The sequence below is a fragment of the Neorhizobium sp. USDA 3394 genome, from assembly GCF_056280385.1.
On sequence record NZ_JBWCDU010000001.1, the window covers coordinates 949,931 to 975,173 of the forward strand.

Genomic DNA, 25,243 nt, shown 5'->3' on the forward strand with positions numbered 1-25,243 from the left:
TAAGTCTGCAAACCGATATCGATTGCCTGGCTTTGATCTGTCGGAATAAGGTGGCGCCATGAGCGCCAAAGACCTCTCCGGCCCGATTATCATTTTCGATGCGCAATGCATTCTCTGCTCGGCCAACGCCCAGTTCGTGCTGCGTTACGACCGGGCGCGGCGGTTCCGTCTCGCCTCGATGCAGAACGAAACGGGAGCTGCGCTCTATCGCCGCTTCGGCATCGATCCGGCCAATCCGGAAACGCTGATCGTGGTGCAGGGTGACGAGGCGCTGCGCGACAGTGATGCGGTGCTGGCGATCTATGCCGGGCTTGGCTGGCCCTGGAAGGTGCTTGCCGTTCTGAGGCTGGTGCCGCCTTTCCTGCGCGATCCGCTCTATCTCTGGATTGCCCGCAACCGCTATCGGATTTTTGGGCGGCGCGAGACCTGCTGGGTCCCGCCGGCGGATTATGCAGATCGCGTGCTGTGAAAACGGTCATCGTTCTTGGCGGATATGGCGGTTTCGGCGCCCGGCTTTCGCTGCGGCTCGCCGCTGATGGTTGGATTGTGCTGGTGGCTGGCCGGAATGGCGAGGCCGCCAGGCGATTTGCGGAGGATCTGCCGAATGCGATGCCGCTCGTGGCGGATCGGAATGGGGATCTGAGGCCGATCCTTGAGGAACATCGGCCGTTTCTACTCATCGATGCAGCCGGGCCGTTTCAGGGCAGCGGCTATCAGGTGGCGCAGGCCTGCATCGCCTGTGGGGTCCACTACATCGATCTCGCCGATGCGCGGGATTTCGTCAACGGCATTTCGGCGCTGGATGAGACGGCGCGTGCCCGCGGCGTCGTGGCGATGGCCGGTGCCTCCAGCGTACCTGCCATGTCCGGTGCCGTTATTGATGAACTTTCGCAAGACATGGAGGAGGTGCGCTCCGTCGAAATGTCGATCAGCGCCTCGAACCGTGCGGCGGCAGGTTCGTCCGTTGCGGCAGCGATCCTCAGCTATGTGGGCAAGCCCGTGCGGCTCTGGCAAGGCCGGCGCTGGCGGCAGGAGACCGGCTGGCATCGGTTGAAGCGCGTACACTATGGCATACGCGGCAAGGCGCCCATTTCGCGGCTGGTCGCGCTGTCGGATGTGCCGGATCATGATCTTGTACCGGCAAGGGTGCCGGGCCGACCGGCAACCATCTTCCGTGCCGGGCCGGAGTTTTCGTTTCAACTGCTGACGCTCTGGATTTTGAGCTGGCCGGTGAAATGGGGATGGTTCGCGTCGCTCAGGCCGCTTGCCCGCTGGCTGCTGCCGCTGCAGAAGCTCAGCACGCAGTTCGGGACGGATCGTTCGGCAATGGCGATCGAGGTCAAGGGTTTACTTGGCGGTGCGTGCGAAAGCCGGCGCTGGACATTGATCGCCGAAGACGGCTGCGGGCCGGAAATCCCGACGATGGCGGCGCAGCTGATCGCGAATACGATAGCGGAGGGGACGGTAGCTCCCGGTGCCCGGCCGGCTGCGGGAGAGCTGTCATTGGCAGCGTTCACCCCGCAATTCGACCGGCTTGCGATCTACCGGGAGATCGAGAGCAGCCCCTATCTGCCGCTCTATCTGCGGGCAATGGGCGAGGCGTTTCATATGCTGCCGGGGCCGGTGCGGGAAATGCATAGTGTTTTCGGAGATGTCGGAGCGGCCGGCACCGCCACGGTGGAGCGCGGGCGGTCACTTCCGGCGCGACTCGTCGCGGCAATCATGCGTTTTCCGCCGGAAGGGGAGCATGCGCTGCATGTCGCTTTCTCGGAAAACCGTGGCGTCGAACGCTGGACGCGTGATTTCGGCGGGCATGTTTTCAGCAGCGAGCTCAGCCAGCGCGGGCGCCATGTCTGCGAGCGTTTCGGGCAGATGCGATTTTATTTCGATCTGCCGTCGGACGCTTCCGGGCTGACGATGGCGATGCGTCGGTGGTCGGTCTTCTCGGTTCCGATGCCGCTGGTTCTTGCACCGAAAAGCGAGGCGCGGGAATGGGCGGAGGGTGGTGATTTCTGCTTCGATGTGCCGATCGCGCTGCCGCTGATTGGCAAGGTCGTTCACTATCGGGGCCGGCTTCGACGCATCTAGGCGGGTTCGCCAAAACAAGCGGGCGCCCGAAGGCGCCCGCCGGTCAGCGATTTGAAGGATGTCACTCGGCGGCGACGATCTTGCCGTCCTGCCACTTGAAGAGCGAGAAGCTCTGCGAGGTGAGGTCGCCCGTCTCGCCATAGGTGAGCTTGCCGATGGCGGTGGCGATCGGTTCGCCGGACTTGATCGCCGCGGCGACCGCTTCCGTATCCTCGGCGCTCTTTGCCTTTTCGATACCGGCCTTGATGACTTCGACGGCGGCATAGGCATTCAGTGTGAAGGCCTCGGCGGGGATTTTGCGGGCGGCGAGCGCTTCGGCGGCTGCCTTGGAATCCGGGTTCTTGGTCGCATCGGAGGCATTGGTGAAGATCGTGCCGGCCGCGGCCTTGGTGCCGATGTTCCAGAACTCGCTGTTCGAGAGGCCGTCGCCGCCGATGATCGTCGCCTTGACGCCGAGATCGGCGAGCTGGCGGGCGAGCAGGCCGCCTTCCGGGTGGTAACCGCCGAAATAGATCACATCGACATTCTGCGACTTCAGGCGGGTCGTCAGCGCGCTGAAATCCTTGTCGCCGGGCGTGACTGCGTCGTCGAGAACTTCCTTGACGCCGCCGGCGTTCAGCGCAGCCTTGAAGGCGTCGGCGAGGCCTTTGCCATAGGCGCCCTTGTCGTTGATGATCGCGACCTTCTTGTCCTTGAAGGTCTTCAGGACGTAGTTGGCAGCGACCACGGCCTGCTGGTCGTCACGGCCGCAGGTGCGGAACACGTTGGTGAGGCCGCGGCTGGTGAGCGCCGGGGTGGTGGCGGTCGGGGTGACCATCAGCACGCCGTTTTCGGCAAGCGCGTCAGAGGCCGGCATGGCGACGCCTGACGTCACCGGGCCGACCACGAAGCGGATGCCTTCGCCGACCAGCTGGTTGGCGGCGGAAACGCCCTGCTTGGGTTCCGCGGCGTCGTCGGCGGTCTTGAGGACGACCTTTTCGCCGAGAATGCCGCCCTTCTTGTTGATTTCGGCAATCGCGGTTTCGGCGCCGTTCTTGACCTGGTCACCATAGGCCGCGACGGGGCCGGTAAGCGGGGCGATCAGGCCGATGACGATATCGGCCTGGGCAAGCGGAGCGAAAGTCAGGGAGGCGAGTGCTGTTGCCCCCAGAAACGTCTTGAGGTTCATCTTGGTCTCCTTGGGTGGGGGCTTCAGCCCCGCGGTGAACGCCGCATCCCCTGCCTTCCGTCTTCGATGTCGCGCCGGGCGCGGTCGTGCCAAGGACGGGAAGGCGATACGGTCGATACCGTGCCGAGCCATGTTTGGCTTTCGGCGACCGGCCGCCAATTCTGTATGAATTCCGCCGGGATTGCGCAAGAAGATAACAAAACGGGATGGATTTTTGTGATTTTCACCAAGAAATGCGCGAAAATTTCGGAGATCGGCCAAATTCAGTGACGTCTGCGAAATCAGGCATTGCGCTCCAGGGCGCCGAGGAAGGCGCGGACCTGATGGTTGAAAGCCTGGAATTCCTTCGGCGCCATGCCAGACCGTTCCATCAGCGTGTCGCCCAGACATTTGCTCTTCGCGATCAGGGCGCGGCCGGTGTCGGTCAGCCAGACATGCACCTGGCGCTCGTCGGTCTTGCTACGGCGGCGCTCCAGCAGTCCGCCCTGTTCGAGCCGCTTTACGGGCGGGGTGATGGTGCTCGATTCCAGGCCGAGCCTTTCCGCGATCGTGCCGATCGTCGAGCCGTCCTGTTCGCCGAGCACGCTTAGCACGAGGTATTGCGGATAAGTGATGCCCATGTCGTCGAGCATCGGCTTATAGGCGCGATTGATGGCGATATGGGCCGTATAGAGCGAAAAGCAGAGCTGCTCGTCGAGCGGCGGAAGGGGGGAGGCGGGCATGCTTGCTCCGATGCTGTTCCAGGTTCGTGGCGACGTATAGCACAATTTGATATCGCGATAAATATTTTTGTAGACAGGATTGGAAAATGTCGTTACTCATATCGTTATCGCGATAACAAATATCGAGGTATGAAGATCGCGATAGTCCGAAGGGTCGGTTCAAAGGAACGACACGCAACGGTACTATGAATGTCAGGCCGGCCATTTCCACTGCCGCGCCCACCATTCATGTCACAGTCATTGAAAAAGCAGTTTCGAAAGGACACGAGAATCATGACCAGCAATTTCATCACCACCAAGGACGGTACGCAGATCTTCTACAAGGACTGGGGTTCGAAGGACGCCCAGCCGATTGTCTTCCATCACGGTTGGCCGCTCTCGGCCGACGACTGGGACGCCCAGATGCTGTTTTTCCTGCACCAGGGTTTTCGCGTCATTGCCCATGACCGCCGCGGCCACGGCCGTTCGAGCCAGACCGAGACAGGCAACGAAATGGATACGTATGCTGCCGACGTTGCCGAGCTCGCCGCCCATCTCGACCTGAAGAACGCCATCCATGTCGGCCATTCGACCGGCGGCGGCGAAGTTGCCCGCTACGTTGCACAGTATGGCGGCGGCGGCCGGGTGGCCAAGGCCGTACTGATGGGCGCCGTGCCACCGATCATGCTGAAGACCGAAAACAATCCGGGCGGCCTGCCGATCGAGGTCTTCGACGGTTTTCGCGCAGCGCTCGCCGCCAACCGGGCGCAGTTCTTCCGCGACGTGCCGGCCGGCCCGTTCTACGGCTTCAACCGGGAAGGCGCGACCGTTTCGGAAGGCGTGATCGCCAATTGGTGGCGGCAGGGCATGATGGGCGGCACCAAGGCTCACTATGACTGCATCAAGGCGTTTTCGGAAACCGATTTCACCGAAGACCTGAAGGCGATCGACGTGCCGGTTCTCGTCATGCATGGCGACGACGACCAGATCGTCCCGATCGCCGACTCGGCCCACCTTGCCATCAAGCTGCTCAAGAAGGGGACGCTGAAGGTCTATGAAGGTTTGCCGCATGGCATGGCGACGACCCATGCGGACGTGATCAACGCGGACCTGCTGGCTTTCTTCAAGGGCTGAGGTTTGGCTAATGCCACCATCCGCCGGGTTCCTGCGGATGGTGGTGTGGTAACCTTCCATTCCTCATCCCTGTGCTTGTCACAGGGATCCAGTGCGCTCAAGTCCTTGAGCGCAAAAGACTCTTTTCACCGCGCAGACGCGCGGTGGCTGGATTCCTGTGACAAGCACAGGAATGAGGGAAGAGAAAAAGGCGGCCCGAGAGCCGCCTTTTCCGTCATTCCGTATGCGATAGCCTGCCTCAGATATTGCTCGTCAAAATCTCGCGCAATTTCCCAAAGATCTCGTCGATATGATGCTTTTCGACGATCAGCGGCGGAGACATGGCAATCGTGTCGCCGGTGGTGCGGATCAGCAGGCCGTTTTCGTAGGCCTTCAGGAAGGCCGTGAAGGCGCGCTTGGTGGGTTCGCCGGCGATCGGGTCGAGTTCGATCGCGCCGATCAGGCCGAGGTTGCGGATGTCGATGACATTAGGCAGGTCTTTGAGCGAATGCAGGCCTTCCTCCCAATAGGGGGCGATGTCGCGGGCGCGGTCGAACAGGCCTTCTTCCTTGTAGGTTTCGAGCGTCGCAAGGCCGGCAGCCGACGCGATCGGGTTGCCGGAATAGGTATAGCCGTGCATGAACTCGATCATGTGCTCAGGGCCGGTCATGAAGGCGTCGTGGATCTCGGAGGTCACGAAGACGGCGCCCATCGGGATCACGCCGTTGGTGAGGCCCTTGGCGGTGGTGATGATGTCCGGCTTGACGTCGAAATACTGGGCGGCGAACGGGGCGCCGAGGCGGCCGAAACCGGTAATGACTTCGTCGAAGATCAACAGGATGCCGTGCTTGGTGCAGATCTCGCGCAGCTTCTGCAGATAGCCCTTCGGCGGGATCAGCACGCCGGTGGAGCCGGCGACGGGTTCGACGATGACGGCGGCGACGGTCGAGGCGTCATGCAGGGTGACGATGCGCTCGAGCTCGGTCGCCAGATCGCCGCCATGTTCCGGCTCGCCCTTGGTGAAGGCGTTCTTGCCCGGCAGATGGGTGTGGGGCAGGTGGTCGACGCCGGTCAAAAGCGTGCCGAACATTTTTCGGTTGGAGACGATGCCGCCGACGGAGATGCCGCCGAAATTGACGCCGTGATAACCGCGCTCACGGCCGATCAGGCGGAAGCGCGAGCCGTTGCCCTTCACGCGGTGATAGGCAAGTGCCACCTTCAGCGCCGTTTCAACCGATTCCGAGCCGGAATTGGTGTAGAGAACGTGGTTCATGCCTTCGGGCGCGATATCGACGAGGCGGTTGGCGAGTTCGAAAGCCTTCGGATGGCCCAGCTGGAAGGCGGGCGCGTAATCCAGTTCGCCGGCCTGTTCGCGGATCGCCTCGGTGATTTTCGGGCGGCAGTGGCCGGCATTCACGCACCAGAGGCCGGCGGTGGCATCGAGCACCTGGCGGCCGTCATGGGTCGTGTAATGCATATCCTTGGCGGCGACGAAAAGGCGTGGTTCCTGCTTGAACTGGCGGTTTGCCGTAAACGGCATCCAGAACGCCCGCAGGTCGTTGGGCGTGGTATTCAGGCGATTGGACATGACATTCTCCATGGCCATTCGGTTTCTTCGGGTGGCCATTTCCCGGTCGGCGTCATTGCACCAAGTTTTGACTGCATGGTCAAATTATCAGGGGGATCGGAGGCGTCAACCGCCTTCGGAGCGAGGGCGGCCTCGAATTCCCGCGTCCCGACAGAAATGGTCCGGACCGGCCCTTGCGGGTCGAGGCGATCGCGACGGGGCCGGCGGTCCCAGCCTTCGGTTTTCAACAAGGGCTCGAGGTTTCAACGCGGTTTCCGCCTGTCGTGAAATTTGATTGCGTCTCTCTGGTCTTTTGGCGAAAGCTGCCAATATCGCGTAAAACTTCAATTCCGAGACCGTCATTGGCCGATCCCGATCCGAACGAACAAATCCATCTTGAGCGGCTGGAAGCACTCGATGCCTATAATATCATGGACACCGAGCCGGAGCCGGAGTTCGACGATATCGTGCTTGTCGCCTCCACGCTCTGCGGCACGCCCGTGGCGCTCGTCAGCCTGGTCGAGAGGGACCGGCAGTGGTTCAAGGCGCGCGTCGGTTTCGAGGCATGCGAAACGCCGATCGCGCAGTCCGTCTGCGCTCATGCGCTCGGCAGTTCCGACGTGCTGGTCATTCCCGACCTGCAGCTCGACCACCGCACCCGCGCGAACTCGCTCGTCACCGGCGAACCGCATATCCGCTTCTACGCCGGCGCGCCGCTGATCACGCCGGACGAGGTGGTGATCGGCACTCTCTGCGTCATCGACATCCAGCCCCGGCCCCAGGGGCTCGACGGGGGGCAGAAGGCGGCGCTGCAGGCGCTTGCCCGGCAGGTCGTCGCGCTTCTCGAGATGCGGCGGATCCTGCAGCGCAAGGACGACCTCTTCCGGCGCCAGAAGACCATCAGCGCCAATATCCGCTCCAGCGTCAATGCAAGCCTTGCGGCCCAGGAGGCAGGACGGATCGGCACATTCGAGATCGATATAGCCACGTCGATGATGCGCGTCTCGCGGGAATTCTGCCGGATCTTCCACGTGCCCATCGCCGAGACCTATCCCGCCAAGGTCTTCGAGGACATGGTGCTGCCGCAGGACAAGGGCCTCCCCTCCGACGATACGTCGCGGCAGCAGGGGGATGCGCCGCTCGACGTCGAATACCGCATTCGCGTGCCGGGATACGGCGTGCGCTGGATCGCGCGCAATGCGAGCTTTCGCCATGACGAGGAGGGCCGGCCGGTCAAGATGATCGGCACGGTCAGGGACGTGACCGCTGCCAAACGGGAAGCCGCCCGGGTGCAGGCCCTGCTCGATGTCGGCGACCGCCTGCGCGACCTCAGTGACATGGAATCCATGGCGATCGCCGCCGGCGACCTGATGGCCAGGGCGCTCGACGCGACGCGCGCCGGTTTTGGCATCGTCAACGTAGCGGATGAGACGGTGTCGGTACCGCCCGAATGGTGCGCGCCCGGCGTCAAGAGCCTTGCCGGGCTGCACCACTTCCGGGACTACGGGGCGTTCATCGATGAGCTGAAGCGCGGCGAAACCGTTGTCATCACCGACGTCGCCGCCGACCCGCGCACCCGCGACAGCGCGCCGGCGCTTCTTGCGCTTGGCATCCGTGTGCTCGTCAACGTGCCGATCTTCGAACTCGGGCGCTTCAGGCTCCTTGCCTTCATACATCACGACCAGCCTTACCCCTGGATCGAGGAGGAGATTTCCTTCGTCCGCAGCTTCGGCAATCGCATCCAGATCGCGATGTCGCGGGTTCAGGCCGAGCGGGAGCAGCAGATGCTCAACAGGGAAATGAGCCATCGGCTGAAGAATACGCTGTCGATGGTGCAGGCGATCGCCACCCAGACGCTCCGGCCGGTGGCGGAGCGAGGCCTTGTGGAAGCCTTCGAAAAGCGCCTGCATGCGCTCAGTACCGCCCACGACATCCTGTTCGAGCAGAACTGGACGAGTGCCTCGGTCTACGCGGTCGTCGACCGGACCATGAACGGGATCGGCATGCGTGACCGGATCGATGCGCAGGGTCCCAATGTGCGGTTCGGTCCGAAAGGCTCACTTTCGCTTTCCCTGCTCCTGCACGAGTTGACGACGAATGCGGTGAAATACGGGGCGCTCTCCAACGATACGGGGCGGGTGGCGATCGACTGGCGCATCGAAGGTACCGGAGACGGCGCGATCTTTCACCTCTCCTGGCGGGAAACCGGCGGCCCGCCTACGCACGAACCGGAGCGCAAGGGTTTCGGGTCCAAGCTTATTCGGATGGGGTTGATCGGAACCGGCGGTGTCCTCGTTAGTTATGATCATCCGGGGTTCAGCGCTGAGATGACAGCTGTGCTCCTTCAGCTAGCACAGGCAGACTGACCGGATGGGACAATTGGCACCGCCAAGAAAACAGGCTGTCCTCGTGGTCGAGGACGAGCCCCTTCTGCGCATGATGGCAATGGACCTCGTGGAGGAGGCGGGGTTCCATGCGGTCGAAGCGGCAGATGCCGACGAGGCCGTGGCGATCCTTGAAACCCGCACCGATATCCGCATCGTCTTTACCGATATCGATATGCCCGGCAGCATGAACGGCATCAAGCTGGCGGCTGCCGTACGCGACCGCTGGCCGCCGATCGAGATCATCATCGTGTCGGGGCAGGTCCGTCTGAGCGAAGGCGATATGCCCGAGCGCAGCGTATTCTTTTCCAAACCCTACGACTGGCAGAAAGTGACCGCGACGTTGCATCGCATGGCCACACACTGACACATGGATGCTCAGGCTTTGCGCCTGCAGGCCCGAAAGCGGGTCGGCTGGCCCTTGATGGAAATGCCCCAGCCCCCGACCGTCATAGTGGAGGCCGGGGCAGGGCAGCGTGACGTCATGTCAGCGCTGTCATTCTCACGCGGCTGCTGATTTCGCCTGCACCGGAGTGCAGTAGATTTCTTCCAGGGTCTCGAGGACCTTGATCACCGATTCCGACGAGCTGGAGTAATAGATAGTCTGCGCATCGCGGCGGGTCTTCACCAGCTTCTGGGCCCGCAGCTTGGAAAGATGCTGGGACAGGGCCGATTGGCTGAGGCCAACTTGCGACGCGAGCGCGCCCACGGCGACTTCGCCCTTCACCAGGCAGCACAGGATCATCAACCGTTTCGGGTTGGCCATGGCAGACAGCAGGCCTGCGGCTGCGTTGGAATGCTCAGAAAGTGCCATCGTATCCATACGTTTTAAATTCCCCTCGTATTCCAAAGCGGTCCCCCCGCTCCAAAATTCGGCCCATCGTCCTATGGGTGAAAATTAACAAGGAGCAAAAGGGATTGTATATCCCTAAATTTCAGGTAACCAGTTATCGTATGTTAGCGATCTCAAAAACATAATCAAGAACGGCATGCGGAGACTCAGCAAGGAAGTCGAATTCGTGCCTGAGTTGAAAATCTCCCGCGATAAGGTCGATTCCAGCCCGGTCAACTCCTCCGAAGCGCCAGTTTTTCCCGTTTTCCGTGCCGAGATGAGCAGCAATTTTTTGCGCTTGCTCCGGCATATTTTTTAACTTTTCTTGCAGGTCCAGCCATTCCGCTGTCGTCCCCGGCTCGGGAATCACCAGGTCCGATCCGGTCAGCATGTATGCACGGCCGAATCCTCCGTTCAAGGACGCTGACTGCGGAGTGATTCGGAAAAAGCGGAAATCACCGAAATCTGCATACAATCCGGCCTTGGGATGGCGATCCAGAAAACGCTGGCGCACGCGCGCATGTTCGGGCGTATCGCGCAGGACGGCCTCGGCAAGGCACTGGAGGGTGATCCGGGGATGGGCGAGCGGATCGCCCTTGCCGGGCTCCCCGGCCAGGAGCGAGCAGCGCGGATCGGCGACCAGGCCTTTCGTATGGCCGGAGAGGCCTGAAACGAGGATGACCGGCACGCCGTCGACATCGGTGCCGGTGAGCGCGCGGCTGGCGGAGGGGAAGCCGGTCTCCGGATCGAGGACCGCCAGCGCCATATGGCGCGCGCCGCGCACCAGCGTGCGGGCAAGCCGGCGGGCTTCGTCGTCCGTATCGCGCAGCACCTTCGGCTTGTCGGTCTGCTGTTCGTCGGCCAATTCATCGATCTCCTGTTCGCTCGCCGCGGGGCGGCCGCATTCGGCGTCGGCATAGCATCCGGCGCGGCGAAACGAAAGGTGACTTTGCGGCTCCGCTTAAGGGGCGTCGCGGCGGCGATGGCGGGTCAGGCCGGCAATCACGTCGTCGGAGGAAATGCTGCCGATGATCGTGCCGTTGTCGACCACCCCGATGGCGCCCGGCTGACGCGACAGCGCATCCAGGATATCGACGAGCGGCGTCGTCGGCAGCGCGGTGGCGGAAACGGCCGTGGCGCCTGCCACGGGGCCAACCCCGGTCCTCATCACGTCGCCCGCGGTCAGCATGCTGATCGGGTTGAGGTGCTGCACGAAATCGGCGACATACTGGTCGGCTGGCGCCCGGACGATCTCCTGCGGCGTGCCGCACTGGATGATGTGCCCGCCCTCCATGATGGCGATACGGTTGCCGATGCGGAAGGCTTCGTCGAGGTCGTGGCTGACGAAGAGGATGGTCTTCTTCAGCCGCCGCTGGAACTCGAGCAATTCGTCCTGAAGGCGGGTGCGGATCAGCGGATCGAGTGCCGAGAAGGGCTCGTCCATCAGCAGGATCGGCGCGCCGGTGGCAAAGGCGCGGGCAAGGCCGACGCGCTGCTGCATGCCGCCGGACAGTTCGCCAACCTTGCGGCCAGCCCATTTGGTCAGGTTGACCAGTTCGAGCTGTTCGTTGACCTGCTTGGCACGCTCGGCATCCGGAACGCCGGCAAGCTCCAGGCCGAAGCCGACATTTTCCGCGACCGTGCGCCAGGGCAGAAGGCCGAACTGCTGGAAGACCATCGAGACGGTGTGCATGCGCAGGTCGCGCAGCACTTTCGGGCTCGACTTGTAGGGATCGACCGGACCCGAGGCGGTGGCGACGCTGACATTGCCGCGCACGACCGGGGCGAGCCCGTTGACGGCGCGCAGCAGCGTCGACTTGCCCGAGCCGGAGAGACCCATCAGCACGAGGATTTCGCCTTCATGGATGGTGAGCGAGGCGTTGGCGACACCCATGACGATGCCGGTCGCGGCACTGATCTCGTCGCGGGTCTTGCCCTGGTCGACCATGGCCAGCGCCCGTTCCGGCTTGTCGCCGAAAACGATGTCGACATTGTCAAAGACTACGCAGTCAGTCATTGGCCGTCTCCCGTCGATGTGCGGAACATGCGGTCGAGGATGATCGCCAGGATGACGATGCAGAGGCCGGAATCGAAGCCGCGGGCGACGTTCACGGTATTCAGTGCCCGGAGCACCGGCACGCCGAGGCCGTTGGCGCCGACCAGCGCGGCAATGACGACCATGGAGAGCGACAGCATGATCGTCTGGGTAAGACCGGCCATGATCTGCGGCATGGCAAAGGGCAGTTCCACCTTGCGCAGGATCTGCGACGGAGTGGCGCCGAAGGCGACGGCCGCTTCCCGAAGCGAGCTCGGGGTCGAGACGATGCCGAGGCGGGTGAGGCGGATCGGTGCCGGGATCGCGAAGATGACGGTGGCGATCAGGCCCGGAACCATGCCGAGGCCGAAGAGGATCAGCGCCGGGATGAGATAGACGAAGCTCGGCAGCGTCTGCATCAGGTCGAGGACCGGCCGCATGGCTTCGTAGAACCACTGGCGGCGGGCGGCGGCGATGCCGAGCGGTATGCCGACCACCATGCTGACGGCCGTCGAGGCGAGCACCAGTGCCAGGGTTTCGGTGGTTTCCTTCCAGTAGCCCTGGTTGAAGATCAACAGCAGGCCGAAGAAGGTGAAGGCCGCGAGCACAAGGGAACGGCGCAGCCACCAGGAAAGCCCGGCCATGGCGGCCATGACGAACAGCGGATGCGGCGTCGCAAGACACCACAAAAGGCCGTTGATCACTCCAAGGAGAACGGAAGAAAGCCAGTCGAAGAACCAGTCGGCATTCGCCGTCAACCAGTCAACGACCGCCTTCGCCCAGGAACCTATAGGTATTCGATGATCTGCGATCCAATCCACGAGAAAACTGCCGTCCATAGGGAGAGAAAGGGCGGGCTCCGGGGCAGGCGATCCGCCGCCCCGGAAACATTTTCGGGACTGTTAGAGGCCGAGCGCCTTCTTGACGGCGGCAAGGCCGTCCTTGCCGTCATAGGTGGTGACGCCGGCAACCCAGGGCTCGATGACCTTCGGATTGGCCTTCAGCCAAACCTTGGCAGCGTCGTCGGCATCCTCGCCGTCGTTGAGGATCTTGCCCATGATGGTGTTTTCCATGTCGAGCGAGAACTTCACGTTCTTGAGGAGCTTTCCGACGTTCGGGCACTGGGCGGCGTAACCGCCGCGCGCCACGGTATAGACCGTCGCGCCGCCGTAGTTCGGACCGAAGACGGTGGCGTCGCCGCCGGCGAGATAGGTAATCTGATGGGCGACGTTCATCGGATGCGGCGCCCAGGCGAGGAAGACGATCGGCTTGCCTTCCTTGTCCGCGCGGGTGACCTGGGTCAGCATGCCCTGCTCGGAGGATTCGACGACCTCGAAGCCCTTGAGGCCGAAGGTGTTGGCTTCGATCAGCGATACGATCATGCCGTTGCCTTCGTTGCCGGGCTCGATGCCGTAAACCTTGCCGTCGAGTTCCTTCTTGTGGGCGGCGATGTCCTTGAAGTCCTTGATGCCGAGCTTGGCGCCGGCGGCATTGGTGCCGAGCGTGTACTTGGCGCCTTCAAGGTTGACGGCGATGCTCTCGATCGACTTGTCGTCGAGATAGGGCTGGATGGCGCCCTGCTGGGCCGGCATCCAGTTGCCGAGGAAGATGTCGATATCCTTGTTCTTCATCGAAGAATAGGTGACCGGAACGCCGAGGGTCTTGACGTCGGCCTTGTAGCCGAGCGCTTCGAGGACCTGGATGAACGATGCGTTGGTCGAGGCAAGGTCCGTCCAGCCCACATCCGAGATGCGGACGGTCTTGCAGGCTTCCGGTTCGGCGGCGGATGCGGTACCGACGATCGCGAGGATCGATACAGCGGCGGCGAGCGTGGTCTTCAGTGAGGTAGTCATGCGCATGGGCTGCTCCCGTTTTTTTGGTTCCCGCCATTATCAATATATGCTGCGCAGAGGCAAGCGCGCGCATTCGCGGCGGAGAATGGGGTGCATTTGCGACATTTGTGACTTTCTCGTCCAGCGTCGCTCAGTCTACAGTTTCCTGTGGTTTTCGGCGAGGACGGCTTTTCCCGAATCCCGATCGCGATCAGAAGGCAGATATGGCCAAGCTCTATTTCCACTACGCCACCATGAATGCCGGCAAGTCGACGATGCTTCTGCAGGCATCCTATAACTACCGCGAACGCGGCATGCGCACGGCGATCTTCACGGCATCGCTCGACGACCGCGCCGGCCAGGGCCGGGTCGCCTCTCGAATCGGGCTCTCCTCCGAGGCCATTCCCTTCGGGCCGTCCGACGACCTTTTTTCGGACATCGAAGCGATGCATCGGGAGGAGCCGGTCGCCTGCGTATTCGTCGACGAAGCGCAGTTCCTGTCGCCCGAACAGGTCTGGCAACTGGCGCGGATCTCCGACCGGGTCGGCATCCCGGTGATGACCTACGGCCTGAGGACCGATTTCCAGGGCAAGCTGTTTCCCGGTTCGCTCGAGCTGCTGGCGATCGCCGACGAGCTGCGCGAGGTGCGCACCATCTGTCATTGCGGGCGCAAGGCGACCATGGTGGTGAGGCTCGACGAGGACGGCAAGCTGGTGCGCGAGGGCGCCCAGGTGGATGTCGGCGGCAACGAGAAATATGTCTCGCTCTGCCGGCGGCACTGGGAAGATCAGATGCGTTGCGAGTGATGCCCGGATTTTAAGCCGCCGTTCACCGTGTGAGACGGAATGCCGCGGCGATGAGGCGAAAATTGACGCTGGTCAAAGTTTGCGGCCGGCAACATATTTAGATGCCACATCCGAAACGCCTCGGCCCGATGGGCGCTGGTTCCCAGCAGGAGTTCCCCGCATGCGCAAGACCACCAAAACCTTTACCCTTGCCACCAGCCTCGCCCTGTTCGCCCTGCCGGCATTCAGCGCCGAGATCGAGGTGAAGATGCTCAACAAGGGCGGCGACGGCGAGGCGATGGTGTTCGAGCCGGCGGCCGTGAAGGTGCAGCCGGGCGATACGATCAAGTTCGTGCCGGTCGACAAGGGGCATGACGTCGTTTCGATGCCGGGCCTGGTGCCGGAAGGCGTCGCCGAAATCAAAGGCAAGATCAGCCAGGAGGTTTCCTTCACCGCCGACAAGCCGGGCGCCTATGTCTTCAAATGCACGCCGCATTTCGGCATGGGCATGGTGGCGGTCATCGTCGTCGGCGACGCCCCGGCCAATCTCGACGCGGTGAAGAACGCCAAGATGCCGAAAAAGGCGAAGGACCGCCTTGATGCCGAGATCGCCAAGCTCGGGCTTTGAATTCTCCGAGCATCCAAACTTTTCCCGGCAAACGAGCCGGGACGGCGTGGCATAATTTCGCGATGGCGTTATCCTCTCTCCTGACGGCGGGAGTATGCGGGTGGCGGCTTTTAAGAATTTTGATGGCGAAATCGAGCGGATCAGCGGCCTCTTGGCTGCGATGCGTGACGCGCTCGGCCCTGTCTCGTCCCTGCTTGCCGAAACGTCGCGGGATCTCGTCCTGCCGGACGAGGAGAGGCTGGCCGCGGAAGCCGGGCGGCTGACGGCCGAGGTGCCTGAGCGGCAGGCGGTCGAAGCGGCCATTGCCAGGCTGGTCGCAAGGCTGGCGGCCGAGATCGGCATCTGCGCCGAGGAGTTCGACCATCGGGAGGTGCCGACCCGTTTTGAAACGTTGATCGGCTACGTCTCCGGGGCGGCCAAATACCGCCGCCAGCAGGCGCGCTGGCGCAGCCCCGTGCCGCTCAACCGGCTGGCGGAACTTCTGCGGCGTGCCGATCTGCTGGCCGGTCTGGTGCGGCAGGAGCGCGACGTCCTGGTCGGGCAGCGGAAGGAGAGCGAGGGCGATCTGGTGACGCTCATCGACCACCGACCGGAGATCATAGAAAAGCTGCGCGGCGAGGACGATGCCGCGATGACCGGCCTGGACGTGATCGGCCGTACCGAGCCCGCGATCAGGGTCTTCCAGGATTTCGTCGCCGGGCTCAACGCCCGGGTAGGCACCTGCAACATCGTGCTTCACAAGCTGATCACCGATACGGAAAACCTTCTCATCCTCTACCGGATGGTTGCCGATGCCAGCGGGCATGGCATTGCCGGCCTGAAGCCCGAACTTTTTCCGCATCTGGCCCCCGAGGTCGAGCGCTTCTCAAGCGGGCTGCTGACATTGCACGGCCTCGACCGCCGGCGGCATCGCGCCGATCAGGCATTTGCCGAACGATTTCCGGCGGAGGCGGCGGGGGAGGCGGCCGAAGCCGATGGCACAAAGGCCGGCTTTCGACTGCCGACCTTTTTCGGCTTCAAGCTCATCCGCTCCCAATAGGGCTGCTGGGGATCGGCCATGCGGCCGTTTCCAGCGGTTGCGGCGAAACGTTGCGCCCCCGTTGTGCTTGTGACGCCGAGCACATATGTGTGAGCCAAGCCAAATCGGATGCACCCGCCTCACAAGGAGACAGCGATGCTCGACCGGATTACCGCCTTCTTTCAAGGGATCGGCCAGGCCGTCGGGCGAGGCATAGGGCTGTTGATCGCCTGGATCGTCTGGCCGTTCATGGCCGCCCATGGCTGGTACCGCCAGCGCCACTGGATGGTGAAGGGCCCCATCCTTGCCGTTCTGGTGCTGATGTTCGGGCTCTATGGCTATTTCTTCTGGCAGACGCAGGTCTGGACCAATTTCAACCCGAATTTCGTCGACAGCTATCGCTGGTCGGAACGCAACGTGCCGGCCGGCCAGGAATTGCCGGCGACAGCTCCTGCAAGCGCCAATGCGACCGCTCCGGCGACCGGAGCGAGGCAATGCCAGTCGTCGGCGATCGTCGATGCGGCCGCCGATCTCACCGACATGAACGTCAACCAGAATGCCTGGATTTCCTCGATGCTGCTCTACCGGCTGGGGTTCTTCGGTATCGACTGGGATCACACCCCGTTCCTCGACAACAAGGCCTCGTTCCAGCGCGGCGTCAATCAGGCGGTACGGCGCACATCGACGGAACTCGTCGATTCGCTTGGGCGCGTGCGCGGCACGTCGGGCATCAACAACAATCTCCAGGATGCCCGCGGTAACCTGCAGTTCGACGAATATTCCTGGTATTTCGGGCTCAGCCCCTTCGGACCGAAGACCCCGACCCCGAGCTATTATCGCGCGGCAATCGGCAAGTTGAGGGCCTTCAATACCGATCTGACCACCTGCAACGCGACCTTCGACAGCCGCGCCGACAACCTGATCCAGTTCATCGACCGGATCGCCAACGATCTCGGCGGCACGTCGGCGATCCTGCGCGAGCGTTCGGAGAACTACAATGCCGGTTGGTTCGATACACGTGCCGACGACCGCTTCTGGTTCGCCTACGGTCAGCTCTACGGCTATTATGCGGTGCTTTCGGCGGCGGGCGCGGATTTCTCCCAGGTGATCCGCGAGCGCAATATCGGGCCTCTCTGGACCGATACGCTGTCGCAGTTCAAGTCGGCGCTGCGCATCCAGCCGTCGATCATTTCCAACGGCCGCGAAGACGGCTGGATCATGCCGAGCCATCTGGCGGTGATGGGCTTCTATACGCTCCGGGTCCGCTCGAACCTGGTGGAATTGCGCTCGGTGCTGGATCGGTAAGCCGGCCGGCGCCGGCTGGGTTTTAGGAAGTCAGGTTTTCGGAAGATCGGGTTCGTCGAGAAAGAACGTCACGCCGGGACGTTCGGCAAAGAACTCGTAGGTCATTCCGACGACCTCGCCGCTCGTGCCCGGCTTGTCGCGGAATTTGCCGACGCTGCGAACGTATTTGTAGTGCTCGGCATCGGCCTTGACGCGGTAGATGTTGTGATAGGTCAAGCGTTCGCCGCTGGCGCGCTCGAAGGTTTCCATCAGTTGCGGCATGTCGTCGGGATGGATGCGCGCGGTGATGGCGACCATGTTCATGGGACCGTCCTTCGGCTCCAGGCCCAGGATGCGACAGACGTCCTCCGTCGCGAAGAAGTGCCCGGTGTCCAGATCGATCCGCCAATAACCGTAGAAACGAAAGGCCGAGGCGAGTTCAACTACCTCGTCTGCAGAGAGTCCCACTTCCCGGTATTGAGTATTGACGCGTTTTTCGGTGTGTTCGACCCAAAACGTCAATCTTTTTCTCCCAGAGGCCGGGAGATAACGCCCCAACCTCACACTATGAGTCTCAATCTCAATGCCTTAGCTACCAACTGGGTGCGGTTGACGCAATCCAGTTTCTTTATGGCATTAGTCATATATGCGTTAACGGTGTGATCCGAGAGAGAAAGGATCCGCCCGATCTCGGAGGATGTCTTGCCTTGTGCGGTCCAGCGGACGACCTCCAGTTCGCGGGTGGTCAAGGGACCGGCGGTACCGGTCTTGGCGCTGCGGCGGATCTTGTCGAAGACATCGAAGGCATGCAGCACGATCATGCCGATCTCGTTGAGCTCCACCTGGCTCAGCCGATGCCGGATACCGTCGAAGCGCAGCATGAAGCGGCCGCCATCGATCGAATGCACCGCCATCGCGACGCTGGCGATGATGTCGTATCGGCGCTGCAATTCGTCCATCTCGACCGGAACAGGGAAACCGCGCACACTTTCCGGATCGTCGATCGACCAACAGTAGGGAAGAACCGATTTCGTGACGATCGGCGCAACCGGACAGAGCTTCAAAAGGCGGCGGCGGTCAAATTCCTGGACATAGCTTGCGGGCAGCGTCGTCTCGACGATCATCCTCGACAAAAGCGTTTCATCCGCCCTGGTGGCGGCGAAAAGCGTGATGTGGCGAAACCCGAACTCATGGGCAACGCGCTTCAGAGCAGCAAATATTTCCACCCGCGAATCCGCGGCGGAAATCTCGCTGTTGAGAATCGATTGCCGTTCCAAAGTGATCATGCGGGCGAGCTGACGGATGGTTTATGTGATCGTTAAGAAATATATCAATCGATTTGAATAGCCAGCGAAATTTCGTGCGCTGCAGCAGAAATCGGCCCTTTTTCCGATACAAGCTCACTTTATTCCCATGAATTCATGGAGTTACCGGTTCAAGATTTATACGGGGATATATCCGGTTGCCTTGACTTCCTCCATGACGGCATAGGTGTGGGTCTCCCTGACCCCCGGAAGCGGGAGAATCACCTCCGACAGGAACTGCCTGTAAGCCTCCATTCCGGCGACCCGCGCCTTCACCAGATAGTCGAAACCGCCCGCCACCATGTGGCATTCCATCACGTCGTCGCTGCGTTTCACCGCGGCGGCGAAGGCGTCGAAAACGTCGGGCGTGGTGCGGTCGAGCTTCACCTGCACGAAGACGAGCAGATTGCGCCCGAGCTTTTCCGGCGACAGCAAAGCGCTATAACCGGTGATGTATCCTTCGCGGGTCAGCCGCTTGACCCGTTCGGCGGTCGCCGTGGGTGACAGCGAAACGCGATCGGCGAGTTCGAGATTGCTCAGGCGTCCCTCTTTCTGGAGCGCACGGAGTATTTTTCGGTCGAGACGGTCGATGTCCTTCATGTTTCGCTATATTTTGCCAAAGTTGCCGTGAGATATTCCGTTGATGCCATAAAAATCCGCCGAAATCACCAGGGAATTACCGCTATGGAGAGAATGAAACGGAGATGCGTATGAGCCAGATTCTGACCGAGCCCTTCATTCCCTTCAATGCGCCCTATGCCGGAGACGACGACCGGCTGATCCGGCAGTTCGCCGCCCGCACCAGCTTCACGTCGGCGCAGGACGCGGCGATCGACCAGCGGGCGCGGCGGATGGTCAATGCCATCCGCGACGGAGCCGGCAAGGTTGGCGGTGTCGAGGACTTTTTGCGCGAATACGGGCTTTCGACCCGCGAAGGGCTGGCGCTGATGGTGCTTGCCGAGGCGCTGCTGCGCGTGCCCGACGCCCTGACCCAGGACCGGCTGATCGAGGACAAGCTGCGCGAAGGCGGCTGGAGCACCCATGAGGCTTCCGGCGACAGCTGGTTCGTGTCGGCATCCGCCTGGGCGCTTGCCGTTTCGGCGCGCGTCATCGGCCCCGGCGAGACGCCGGAGGGCATCCTGCGCGGTCTTGTCAAGCGCGTCGGCCTGCCGACCGTGCGAACCGCCACCAAGCAGGCGATGCGTTTCCTCGGCCACCATTTCGTGCTCGGCGAGACGATGAAGGACGCGCTTGTGCGCGCCGCCAAGAGCGAGGAGAAGGGGTACCGCCATTCCTTCGACATGCTGGGCGAGGGCGCCCGCACCGCCGAAGACGCCAGGCGCTATTTCCGCTCCTATGCCGACGCGATCCAGTCGATCGGCGCTCATATGAAGAAACACGGCAAGGGCCGCCAGCTTCCCGACCGGATGGGCATTTCGGTCAAGCTCTCGGCGCTGCATCCGCGCTACCTCGCCACCCATCGTGACCGGGTGATGGCCGAACTGGTGCCCGACCTTCTCGACCTTGCGCGGATGGCGAAGGAACACCAGCTCAACTTCACCGTCGACGCGGAGGAGGCCGACCGGCTGGAACTGTCGCTCGACGTGATCGCCGCCGTGTTCTCCGATCCGTCACTTGCCGGCTGGGACGGGTTCGGCCTGGCGATCCAGGCCTATCAGAAGCGTGCGCCTCAAGTCATCGACTATATCGACCAGCTTTGCACCACCCATGGCCGCCGGATGATGGTGCGGCTCGTCAAGGGCGCCTATTGGGACACCGAGGTGAAGCGGGCGCAGGAGCGGGGCATCGAGGACTATCCGGTCTGGACCCGCAAGCCCGCGACCGACCTTGCCTATCTCGCCTGCGCCCAGCAGCTTCTTGCCAAGCGGGCGCGGATCTTTCCGCAGTTTGCGACCCACAATGCTCTGACGGTTTCGACGATCCTGGAGCTGGCCGGGCCCGACCGCACCGGTTTCGAATTCCAGCGTCTGCATGGAATGGGTGAGGCGCTTTACGACGACCTGCTCGAAAGCAACGACCGGATCGCCTGCCGCATCTACGCCCCGGTCGGCGGTTATCGTGATCTGCTCGCCTATCTCGTCCGCCGGCTTCTCGAAAACGGCGCCAACTCCTCCTTCGTCGCGGTTGCCGGCGACAAACAGGTGCCGGTCGAAAAGTTGCTGGAACGGCCATCGGCGCGGCTCGGCCTCGATGACGGGATCAGCGCGCGGCACAAGCAGATCCCGCTGCCCTCCGACATCTACGGCCGGCGCAAGAACAGCGCGGGTTTCGAATTCGGCCACCGGGTCGAACTCGATCGGCTTATGGCGAGCGTTTCCAGATCGTGGGGCGAGGTGAAGGCGGGGCCGCTGGTCGCAGGGGTCACCTCCAAGGCCGAGGAAAAGCCGGTTCGATCTCCTTCCGACCGGTCGAAGATCGTCGGCACCGTGCGTGACGCGACACCGGCCGATGTCGATGCCGCCTTTGCCGCGGCGGCCAAGGCGTTCCGGGCCTGGTCGCGCCAGCCGGTGGAAATCCGCGCCGCCTGCCTGGAACGGGCCGCCGGGCTGATGGAGGAAAACCGCGACCGGCTGCTGGCGCTTCTGGCCGCCGAGGCCGGCAAGACGCTGGACGACGGGATCGCCGAGATCCGCGAGGCGGTGGATTTCTGCCGCTACTATGCCGACAAGGGTCGCGAGCTGTTCGCCATGCCGACGTCGATGCCGGGACCGACCGGCGAGGACAACCGCCATTTCTGGCGCGGACGTGGGGTGTTCGGGTGCATTTCGCCGTGGAATTTCCCGCTGGCGATCTTCATCGGCCAGATCTCGGCTGCACTGGTGGCGGGCAATACGGTGGTCGCAAAACCGGCGCCGCAGACGCCGCTGATCGCTTATGAGGCAATCCGGCTGTTCCACCAGGCCGGCGTTCCCGCCGAAGTGCTGGCGCTGGTGCCGGGTGGCCCGGATGTCGGCTCCGCGATCACGGCGCATCCGAAGCTCGCGGGTATCGCCTTTACCGGTTCGACCAGGACGGCGCATGCGATCAACCGGGCGCTGGCCGCCAAGGACGGGCCGATCGTGCCCCTTATCGCCGAGACCGGCGGCATCAATGCGATGATCGTCGATGCGACGGCACTTTCGGAACAGGTGGCGGACGACGTTGTCGTTTCTGCCTTCCGTTCGGCCGGCCAGCGCTGCTCGGCGCTTCGCATCCTCTTCCTGCAGGAGGATGTCGCCGACGGCATGCTGAAGATGATCGAGGGTGCGGCGGCCGAACTCAATCTCGGCGATCCGGCGAGACAGAATACCGATGTCGGGCCCATCATCGACGAGAGCCAGAAAAAAATGCTCGCCGACCACATCTCGGACATGCGGGCCAAAAAACAGAAGATACGTTATGCCGGAGGCGCGCCGGCGACCGGCAATTTCTTCGCCCCCCACATCATCGAGCTCAACAGCGCCGTAATGCTGACCAGGGAAGTGTTCGGCCCTGTCCTGCACGTGGTGCGCTGGAAGGCAAAGGAGTTCGACAAGGTACTTTCCGCGATCGACGCCACCGGTTACGGCCTGACGCTCGGCATCCACAGCCGCATCGAGGCCACCATCCGCAAGGTGACGGAAGCGCTCGACACGGGCAATGTCTATGTCAACCGCAACATGATCGGCGCGGTCGTCGGCACCCAGCCCTTCGGCGGCTCCGGCCTTTCCGGAACAGGCTTCAAGGCGGGCGGCCCAGCTTATCTGATGCGGTTTGCCGAAGAACAGGTGATCTCGGTGAATACGGCGGCGGCCGGCGGCAACGCCAGCCTGATCGCGATTGGGGAGGGGTGAGGCGCGACGGCGCAGCCGTCAAAACGCTCCAGTGGAGCGTTTTGAGCGTCGAACGCGCTGAGCGAAAGCGAAGCGCCGGTAGCGCGACGGCTTTGCCGTCAAAACGTAGCAGCGCAATCAAAAGGCTCGGAGCGATCCGGGCCTTTTGCATGCGGCCTTGTTGTATTTTTACCACCGCAGGCAGCTCGCACAAATATGATCATTCGAGTCATGTTTTAATAATTGACAATAATACTCATGTTTTCTAATGGCATGAATAAGGCAATTTTCCGCCTCCCGCCACATTCTTGCCAGAATTGAAAAGGGCCGCCGCCTTTCCGGTGCGTTCGCGCGCGCCGACGGTTTCGTGTGCCCTGATTGAAAGGACAGTCATGGTCACCCGACGTCTGCGATCCACCCTTGCCACCTGCACCGCGCTCGCGGTGTTTTCCCTCGCCTGCGGCGCGGCCGCCCAGCAGGCCGCACAGCCGCAGGCGGACACGACGCTGAAGCCGATCGTGCTAAAGGGGAAACGGGTAGCACAGCCGGGCGGCGTGGCGGACACGCCTTTAGCGACGCAGACCACACAGGTGCAGATCGAAAACAAACAGATCACCAATGTCGAGGATCTTGGCCGCGTGGCGCAACCCGGGGTCAACTTCAACCGTACCACAGGTGCCATCAACATCCGCGGCCTCGAAGGAAACCGTGTGCTGACGACGGTCGATGGCATCCCGACGCCGTTCATCGACGATGTCACGCGTGGCGCGACCGGCGGCGTCGATGCCTTCGATTTCGGCTCGCTTTCAGGCGTTGATGTGGTGCGTGGCGCTGATTCGAGCCGAGCCGGCCCGGGTGCCCTCGGCGGAGTTTTAGGCCTCAGGACGCTGGAGCCGGAAGACCTCATTGGCGAGGGCCGTGATTGGGGCGGCATCGCCCGGACCGGCTATGACAGCGCTGATACGAGCGGCTTCGGTTCGGTCGGCGTGGCCAAGAAGATCGAAAATACCTCGATCCTTTTCCAGGGCGGATACAAGAAGGGGCAGGAGCGGAAGACGAATGGTAGCGTGGACGCTCTCAATACCGCACGCACCGAGGCAAATCCTTCCGAATACGACCAATACAATCTGCTCTTCAAGTTACGCCACGAGTTCGAGGGGGGACATACCTTTGGTCTGACCGCAGAGCGATTCCGCCGAGACCGCGAGAGCGACATGCGCACCATGCAGTCGGCGACCGGGAATTACCGGCCAGGAAATTACACGGCAGTCAAGGATATGGATCGCGACCGGGTTTCGCTCGACTACAAGTACGAGTCACAGAGCGACGATAGTCAGATCGACAGCGCTTGGGCCTCGCTTTACTATATGAACCAGAAGACCCTGGACGGTTACGACGGAATCCGTTCGACGTCGGTCATCGGACCGATCGGTCGCCGCAACGATTACGAACAGGATAGTTTTGGCCTGATCGGCGCGCTGGAAAAGAATATTGACACCGGTTTCCTCAATCACCGGCTCACCTTCGGCTTCGATCTTGTGCGGATCACTTCGGAACAATACTCGTCCGGTTATGACAATTGCCCGGCGCCCATCAGCCCCGGCGTTTATCCACCAGGCTTTTCCGCCTGCGCCAACCTGCACACGAACCAGGCTGACACGCCCAAGGTCGAGACGAGCCGTATCGGCTTCTATCTCGACGATGAGATCGACTTTGAGAACTCCGCCTTCACGCTAATGCCGGGTCTTCGGTTCGACTGGGTCCGCCATGCGCCGAAGATGACCGGAGCCTACGACGACAATGCCAGCAATCCCGTGCTTCCGGATGGTTTTGAGGATTGGGCGCTCTCCCCGAAGCTGCGCGTCGGCTATGACGTGAACGAGGATGTCGAGCTGTTCGCACAGTGGGCCATGGGCTTCCGCGCGCCGACGGCCGGTGAGCTCTACAGTTCATTCGGTGGCCTCAACACCTATCTGCGGCTCGGTAATGCGGATCTGGAATCGGAAACCAGCAACAGTTTCGAAGTGGGCGCCAACCTCGGCGACGAACGTTTCGGCGGCCGCATAAACCTCTTCTACAATCGCTACAAGAACTTCATCGATTCTCGCGCCCTGACTGCGGCGGAAGCAGCTGCACTCGGCTATCCTCTGGCCAGCTATCCGCAGGGTGTCAGTCGCTACGAAAACATCGCCCGGGCCGAGATCTACGGCATCGAAGCCAGCGTTCATAAGAGCTTCGACAACGGCTTCAGGATCGGCGGCGGGCTCGCCTTTGCTCGCGGCAACGATCTCGACCAGGACACGTTCCTTCGGTCGGTCGCCCCTCTCAAAGCGGTCGCAAGCGTTGGGTACGACACGGAGGCATGGGGCGTCGGTGTGGACGTGATCGGTGTGCAGGCCTCGCGCAACGACGACGGCAAGGGCGGTACCTACTTCAAGACTCCGGGTTACTTCATCGCGGATCTGACCGCCTGGTGGGAACCCGAGCAGGTGAAGGGGCTGAAGATCAATGCGGGCATCTACAACGTTTTCGATCAAACCTACTATGACTACGCAACAGTGAGGCAGAACACCGCCATACAGTCCCGCGAGTTCTACTCCGAACCCGGCCGGTCGTTCAAAGTCTCACTCACCCAGCGGTTCTGAACCAAAACATCGGCGGGGGCGCCCGGGGAGGGTGGTGCGAGAAATCG

At 62.2% G+C, this 25,243-nt stretch carries 22 protein-coding genes; 11 read left to right on the forward strand and 11 right to left on the reverse strand.

Going from position 1 to position 25,243, the window contains the following annotated elements; translation table 11 throughout:
- Window positions 1-58: 58 nt before the first annotated feature.
- A complete protein-coding gene (locus ACZ9EJ_RS04425; RefSeq protein ID WP_046638961.1) occupies window positions 59-469 on the forward strand; it encodes a thiol-disulfide oxidoreductase DCC family protein in 411 nt (136 codons plus the stop codon).
- Window positions 466-2,088, forward strand: coding sequence for a saccharopine dehydrogenase family protein (locus ACZ9EJ_RS04430; protein ID WP_046638962.1), 1,623 nt, complete (start codon window positions 466-468; stop codon window positions 2,086-2,088). Before ACZ9EJ_RS04425 ends, ACZ9EJ_RS04430 begins: the two co-directional genes overlap by 4 nt.
- Window positions 2,089-2,149: 61 nt before the next feature.
- Here the strand turns inward: ACZ9EJ_RS04430 and ACZ9EJ_RS04435 are convergent, their stop codons facing one another.
- The gene (locus tag ACZ9EJ_RS04435; RefSeq protein ID WP_046638963.1) at window positions 2,150-3,256 is read right to left on the reverse strand and encodes a branched-chain amino acid ABC transporter substrate-binding protein; all 1,107 of its coding nucleotides are present in this window, start codon (window positions 3,254-3,256) and stop codon (window positions 2,150-2,152) included.
- Between the two features lie 281 nt (window positions 3,257-3,537).
- Window positions 3,538-3,978: a MarR family winged helix-turn-helix transcriptional regulator gene (locus ACZ9EJ_RS04440; protein ID WP_046638965.1), complete on the reverse strand. Its 441-nt coding sequence runs from the start codon at window positions 3,976-3,978 to the stop codon at window positions 3,538-3,540.
- 273 nt (window positions 3,979-4,251) lie between these two features.
- Between ACZ9EJ_RS04440 and ACZ9EJ_RS04445 the strand changes: the two genes are divergently transcribed.
- Complete coding sequence (locus ACZ9EJ_RS04445; RefSeq protein ID WP_046638966.1) at window positions 4,252-5,091, forward strand: alpha/beta fold hydrolase; 840 nt, start codon at window positions 4,252-4,254, stop codon at window positions 5,089-5,091.
- A 238-nt stretch (window positions 5,092-5,329) separates the two neighbouring features.
- On the opposite strand, the gene aptA is transcribed toward ACZ9EJ_RS04445, so the two are convergent.
- On the reverse strand, window positions 5,330-6,658 hold the full coding sequence (gene aptA, locus ACZ9EJ_RS04450; protein WP_037078034.1) for an omega-aminotransferase AptA: 1,329 nt from the start codon (window positions 6,656-6,658) through the stop codon (window positions 5,330-5,332).
- Between the two features lie 341 nt (window positions 6,659-6,999).
- Here aptA and ACZ9EJ_RS04455 point away from each other — a divergent pair, with 341 nt between their 5' ends.
- On the forward strand, window positions 7,000-9,003 hold the full coding sequence (locus ACZ9EJ_RS04455) for a GAF domain-containing protein (RefSeq protein WP_052764523.1): 2,004 nt from the start codon (window positions 7,000-7,002) through the stop codon (window positions 9,001-9,003).
- A gap of 4 nt (window positions 9,004-9,007) precedes the next feature.
- Window positions 9,008-9,388 (forward strand): response regulator, encoded by a 381-nt coding sequence (locus ACZ9EJ_RS04460; protein WP_046638967.1) that lies wholly within the window; start codon window positions 9,008-9,010, stop codon window positions 9,386-9,388.
- A 135-nt stretch (window positions 9,389-9,523) separates the two neighbouring features.
- Here ACZ9EJ_RS04460 and ACZ9EJ_RS04465 read toward each other — a convergent pair whose 3' ends face one another.
- From ACZ9EJ_RS04465 to ACZ9EJ_RS04485, 5 genes are all read right to left on the reverse strand, one after another.
- Window positions 9,524-9,844: an ArsR/SmtB family transcription factor gene (locus ACZ9EJ_RS04465; protein WP_046631233.1), complete on the reverse strand. Its 321-nt coding sequence runs from the start codon at window positions 9,842-9,844 to the stop codon at window positions 9,524-9,526.
- Window positions 9,845-9,968: 124 nt separating this feature from the next.
- Entirely contained in the window at window positions 9,969-10,718 is a 750-nt protein-coding gene (locus ACZ9EJ_RS04470) for a HugZ family pyridoxamine 5'-phosphate oxidase (RefSeq protein WP_046631231.1), read from the reverse strand.
- 96 nt (window positions 10,719-10,814) lie between these two features.
- The gene (gene choV / locus ACZ9EJ_RS04475) at window positions 10,815-11,870 is read right to left on the reverse strand and encodes a choline ABC transporter ATP-binding protein (RefSeq protein WP_046631229.1); all 1,056 of its coding nucleotides are present in this window, start codon (window positions 11,868-11,870) and stop codon (window positions 10,815-10,817) included.
- Window positions 11,867-12,709, reverse strand: coding sequence for a choline ABC transporter permease subunit (gene choW / locus ACZ9EJ_RS04480; RefSeq protein ID WP_046631501.1), 843 nt, complete (start codon window positions 12,707-12,709; stop codon window positions 11,867-11,869). Before choW ends, choV begins: the two co-directional genes overlap by 4 nt.
- An 81-nt stretch (window positions 12,710-12,790) precedes the next feature.
- The gene (locus ACZ9EJ_RS04485) at window positions 12,791-13,747 is read right to left on the reverse strand and encodes a choline ABC transporter substrate-binding protein (RefSeq protein WP_046631228.1); all 957 of its coding nucleotides are present in this window, start codon (window positions 13,745-13,747) and stop codon (window positions 12,791-12,793) included.
- A gap of 197 nt (window positions 13,748-13,944) precedes the next feature.
- On the opposite strand from ACZ9EJ_RS04485, the gene ACZ9EJ_RS04490 reads away from it, so the two are divergent.
- The 4 genes from ACZ9EJ_RS04490 (at window position 13,945) to ACZ9EJ_RS04505 (ending at window position 17,456) form a co-directional block, all read left to right on the forward strand.
- Entirely contained in the window at window positions 13,945-14,526 is a 582-nt protein-coding gene (locus ACZ9EJ_RS04490) for a thymidine kinase (RefSeq protein WP_046631226.1), read from the forward strand.
- Window positions 14,527-14,686: 160 nt separating this feature from the next.
- Window positions 14,687-15,133: a pseudoazurin gene (locus ACZ9EJ_RS04495; protein WP_046638968.1), complete on the forward strand. Its 447-nt coding sequence runs from the start codon at window positions 14,687-14,689 to the stop codon at window positions 15,131-15,133.
- 100 nt (window positions 15,134-15,233) lie between these two features.
- Window positions 15,234-16,172 (forward strand): hypothetical protein, encoded by a 939-nt coding sequence (locus tag ACZ9EJ_RS04500; RefSeq protein ID WP_251089914.1) that lies wholly within the window; start codon window positions 15,234-15,236, stop codon window positions 16,170-16,172.
- Between the two features lie 135 nt (window positions 16,173-16,307).
- Window positions 16,308-17,456, forward strand: a complete 1,149-nt coding sequence (locus ACZ9EJ_RS04505; RefSeq protein ID WP_046638970.1) for a DUF2333 family protein — start codon at window positions 16,308-16,310, stop codon at window positions 17,454-17,456.
- Between the two features lie 30 nt (window positions 17,457-17,486).
- Here the strand turns inward: ACZ9EJ_RS04505 and ACZ9EJ_RS04510 are convergent, their stop codons facing one another.
- From ACZ9EJ_RS04510 to ACZ9EJ_RS04520, 3 genes are all read right to left on the reverse strand, one after another.
- A complete protein-coding gene (locus ACZ9EJ_RS04510) occupies window positions 17,487-17,957 on the reverse strand; it encodes a PAS domain-containing protein (RefSeq protein ID WP_046631218.1) in 471 nt (156 codons plus the stop codon).
- Between the two features lie 38 nt (window positions 17,958-17,995).
- On the reverse strand, window positions 17,996-18,661 hold the full coding sequence (locus tag ACZ9EJ_RS04515; RefSeq protein WP_251089915.1) for a helix-turn-helix transcriptional regulator: 666 nt from the start codon (window positions 18,659-18,661) through the stop codon (window positions 17,996-17,998).
- Between the two features lie 216 nt (window positions 18,662-18,877).
- The gene (locus ACZ9EJ_RS04520; RefSeq protein WP_046631214.1) at window positions 18,878-19,339 is read right to left on the reverse strand and encodes an Lrp/AsnC ligand binding domain-containing protein; all 462 of its coding nucleotides are present in this window, start codon (window positions 19,337-19,339) and stop codon (window positions 18,878-18,880) included.
- Window positions 19,340-19,449: 110 nt separating this feature from the next.
- Here ACZ9EJ_RS04520 and putA point away from each other — a divergent pair, with 110 nt between their 5' ends.
- Together putA and ACZ9EJ_RS04530 are read left to right on the forward strand one after the other, a co-directional pair.
- Window positions 19,450-22,572: a bifunctional proline dehydrogenase/L-glutamate gamma-semialdehyde dehydrogenase PutA gene (gene putA, locus ACZ9EJ_RS04525; RefSeq protein ID WP_046638972.1), complete on the forward strand. Its 3,123-nt coding sequence runs from the start codon at window positions 19,450-19,452 to the stop codon at window positions 22,570-22,572.
- 371 nt (window positions 22,573-22,943) lie between these two features.
- Complete coding sequence (locus ACZ9EJ_RS04530; RefSeq protein ID WP_046638973.1) at window positions 22,944-25,196, forward strand: TonB-dependent hemoglobin/transferrin/lactoferrin family receptor; 2,253 nt, start codon at window positions 22,944-22,946, stop codon at window positions 25,194-25,196.
- The last annotated feature ends 47 nt before the right edge of the window (window positions 25,197-25,243 follow it).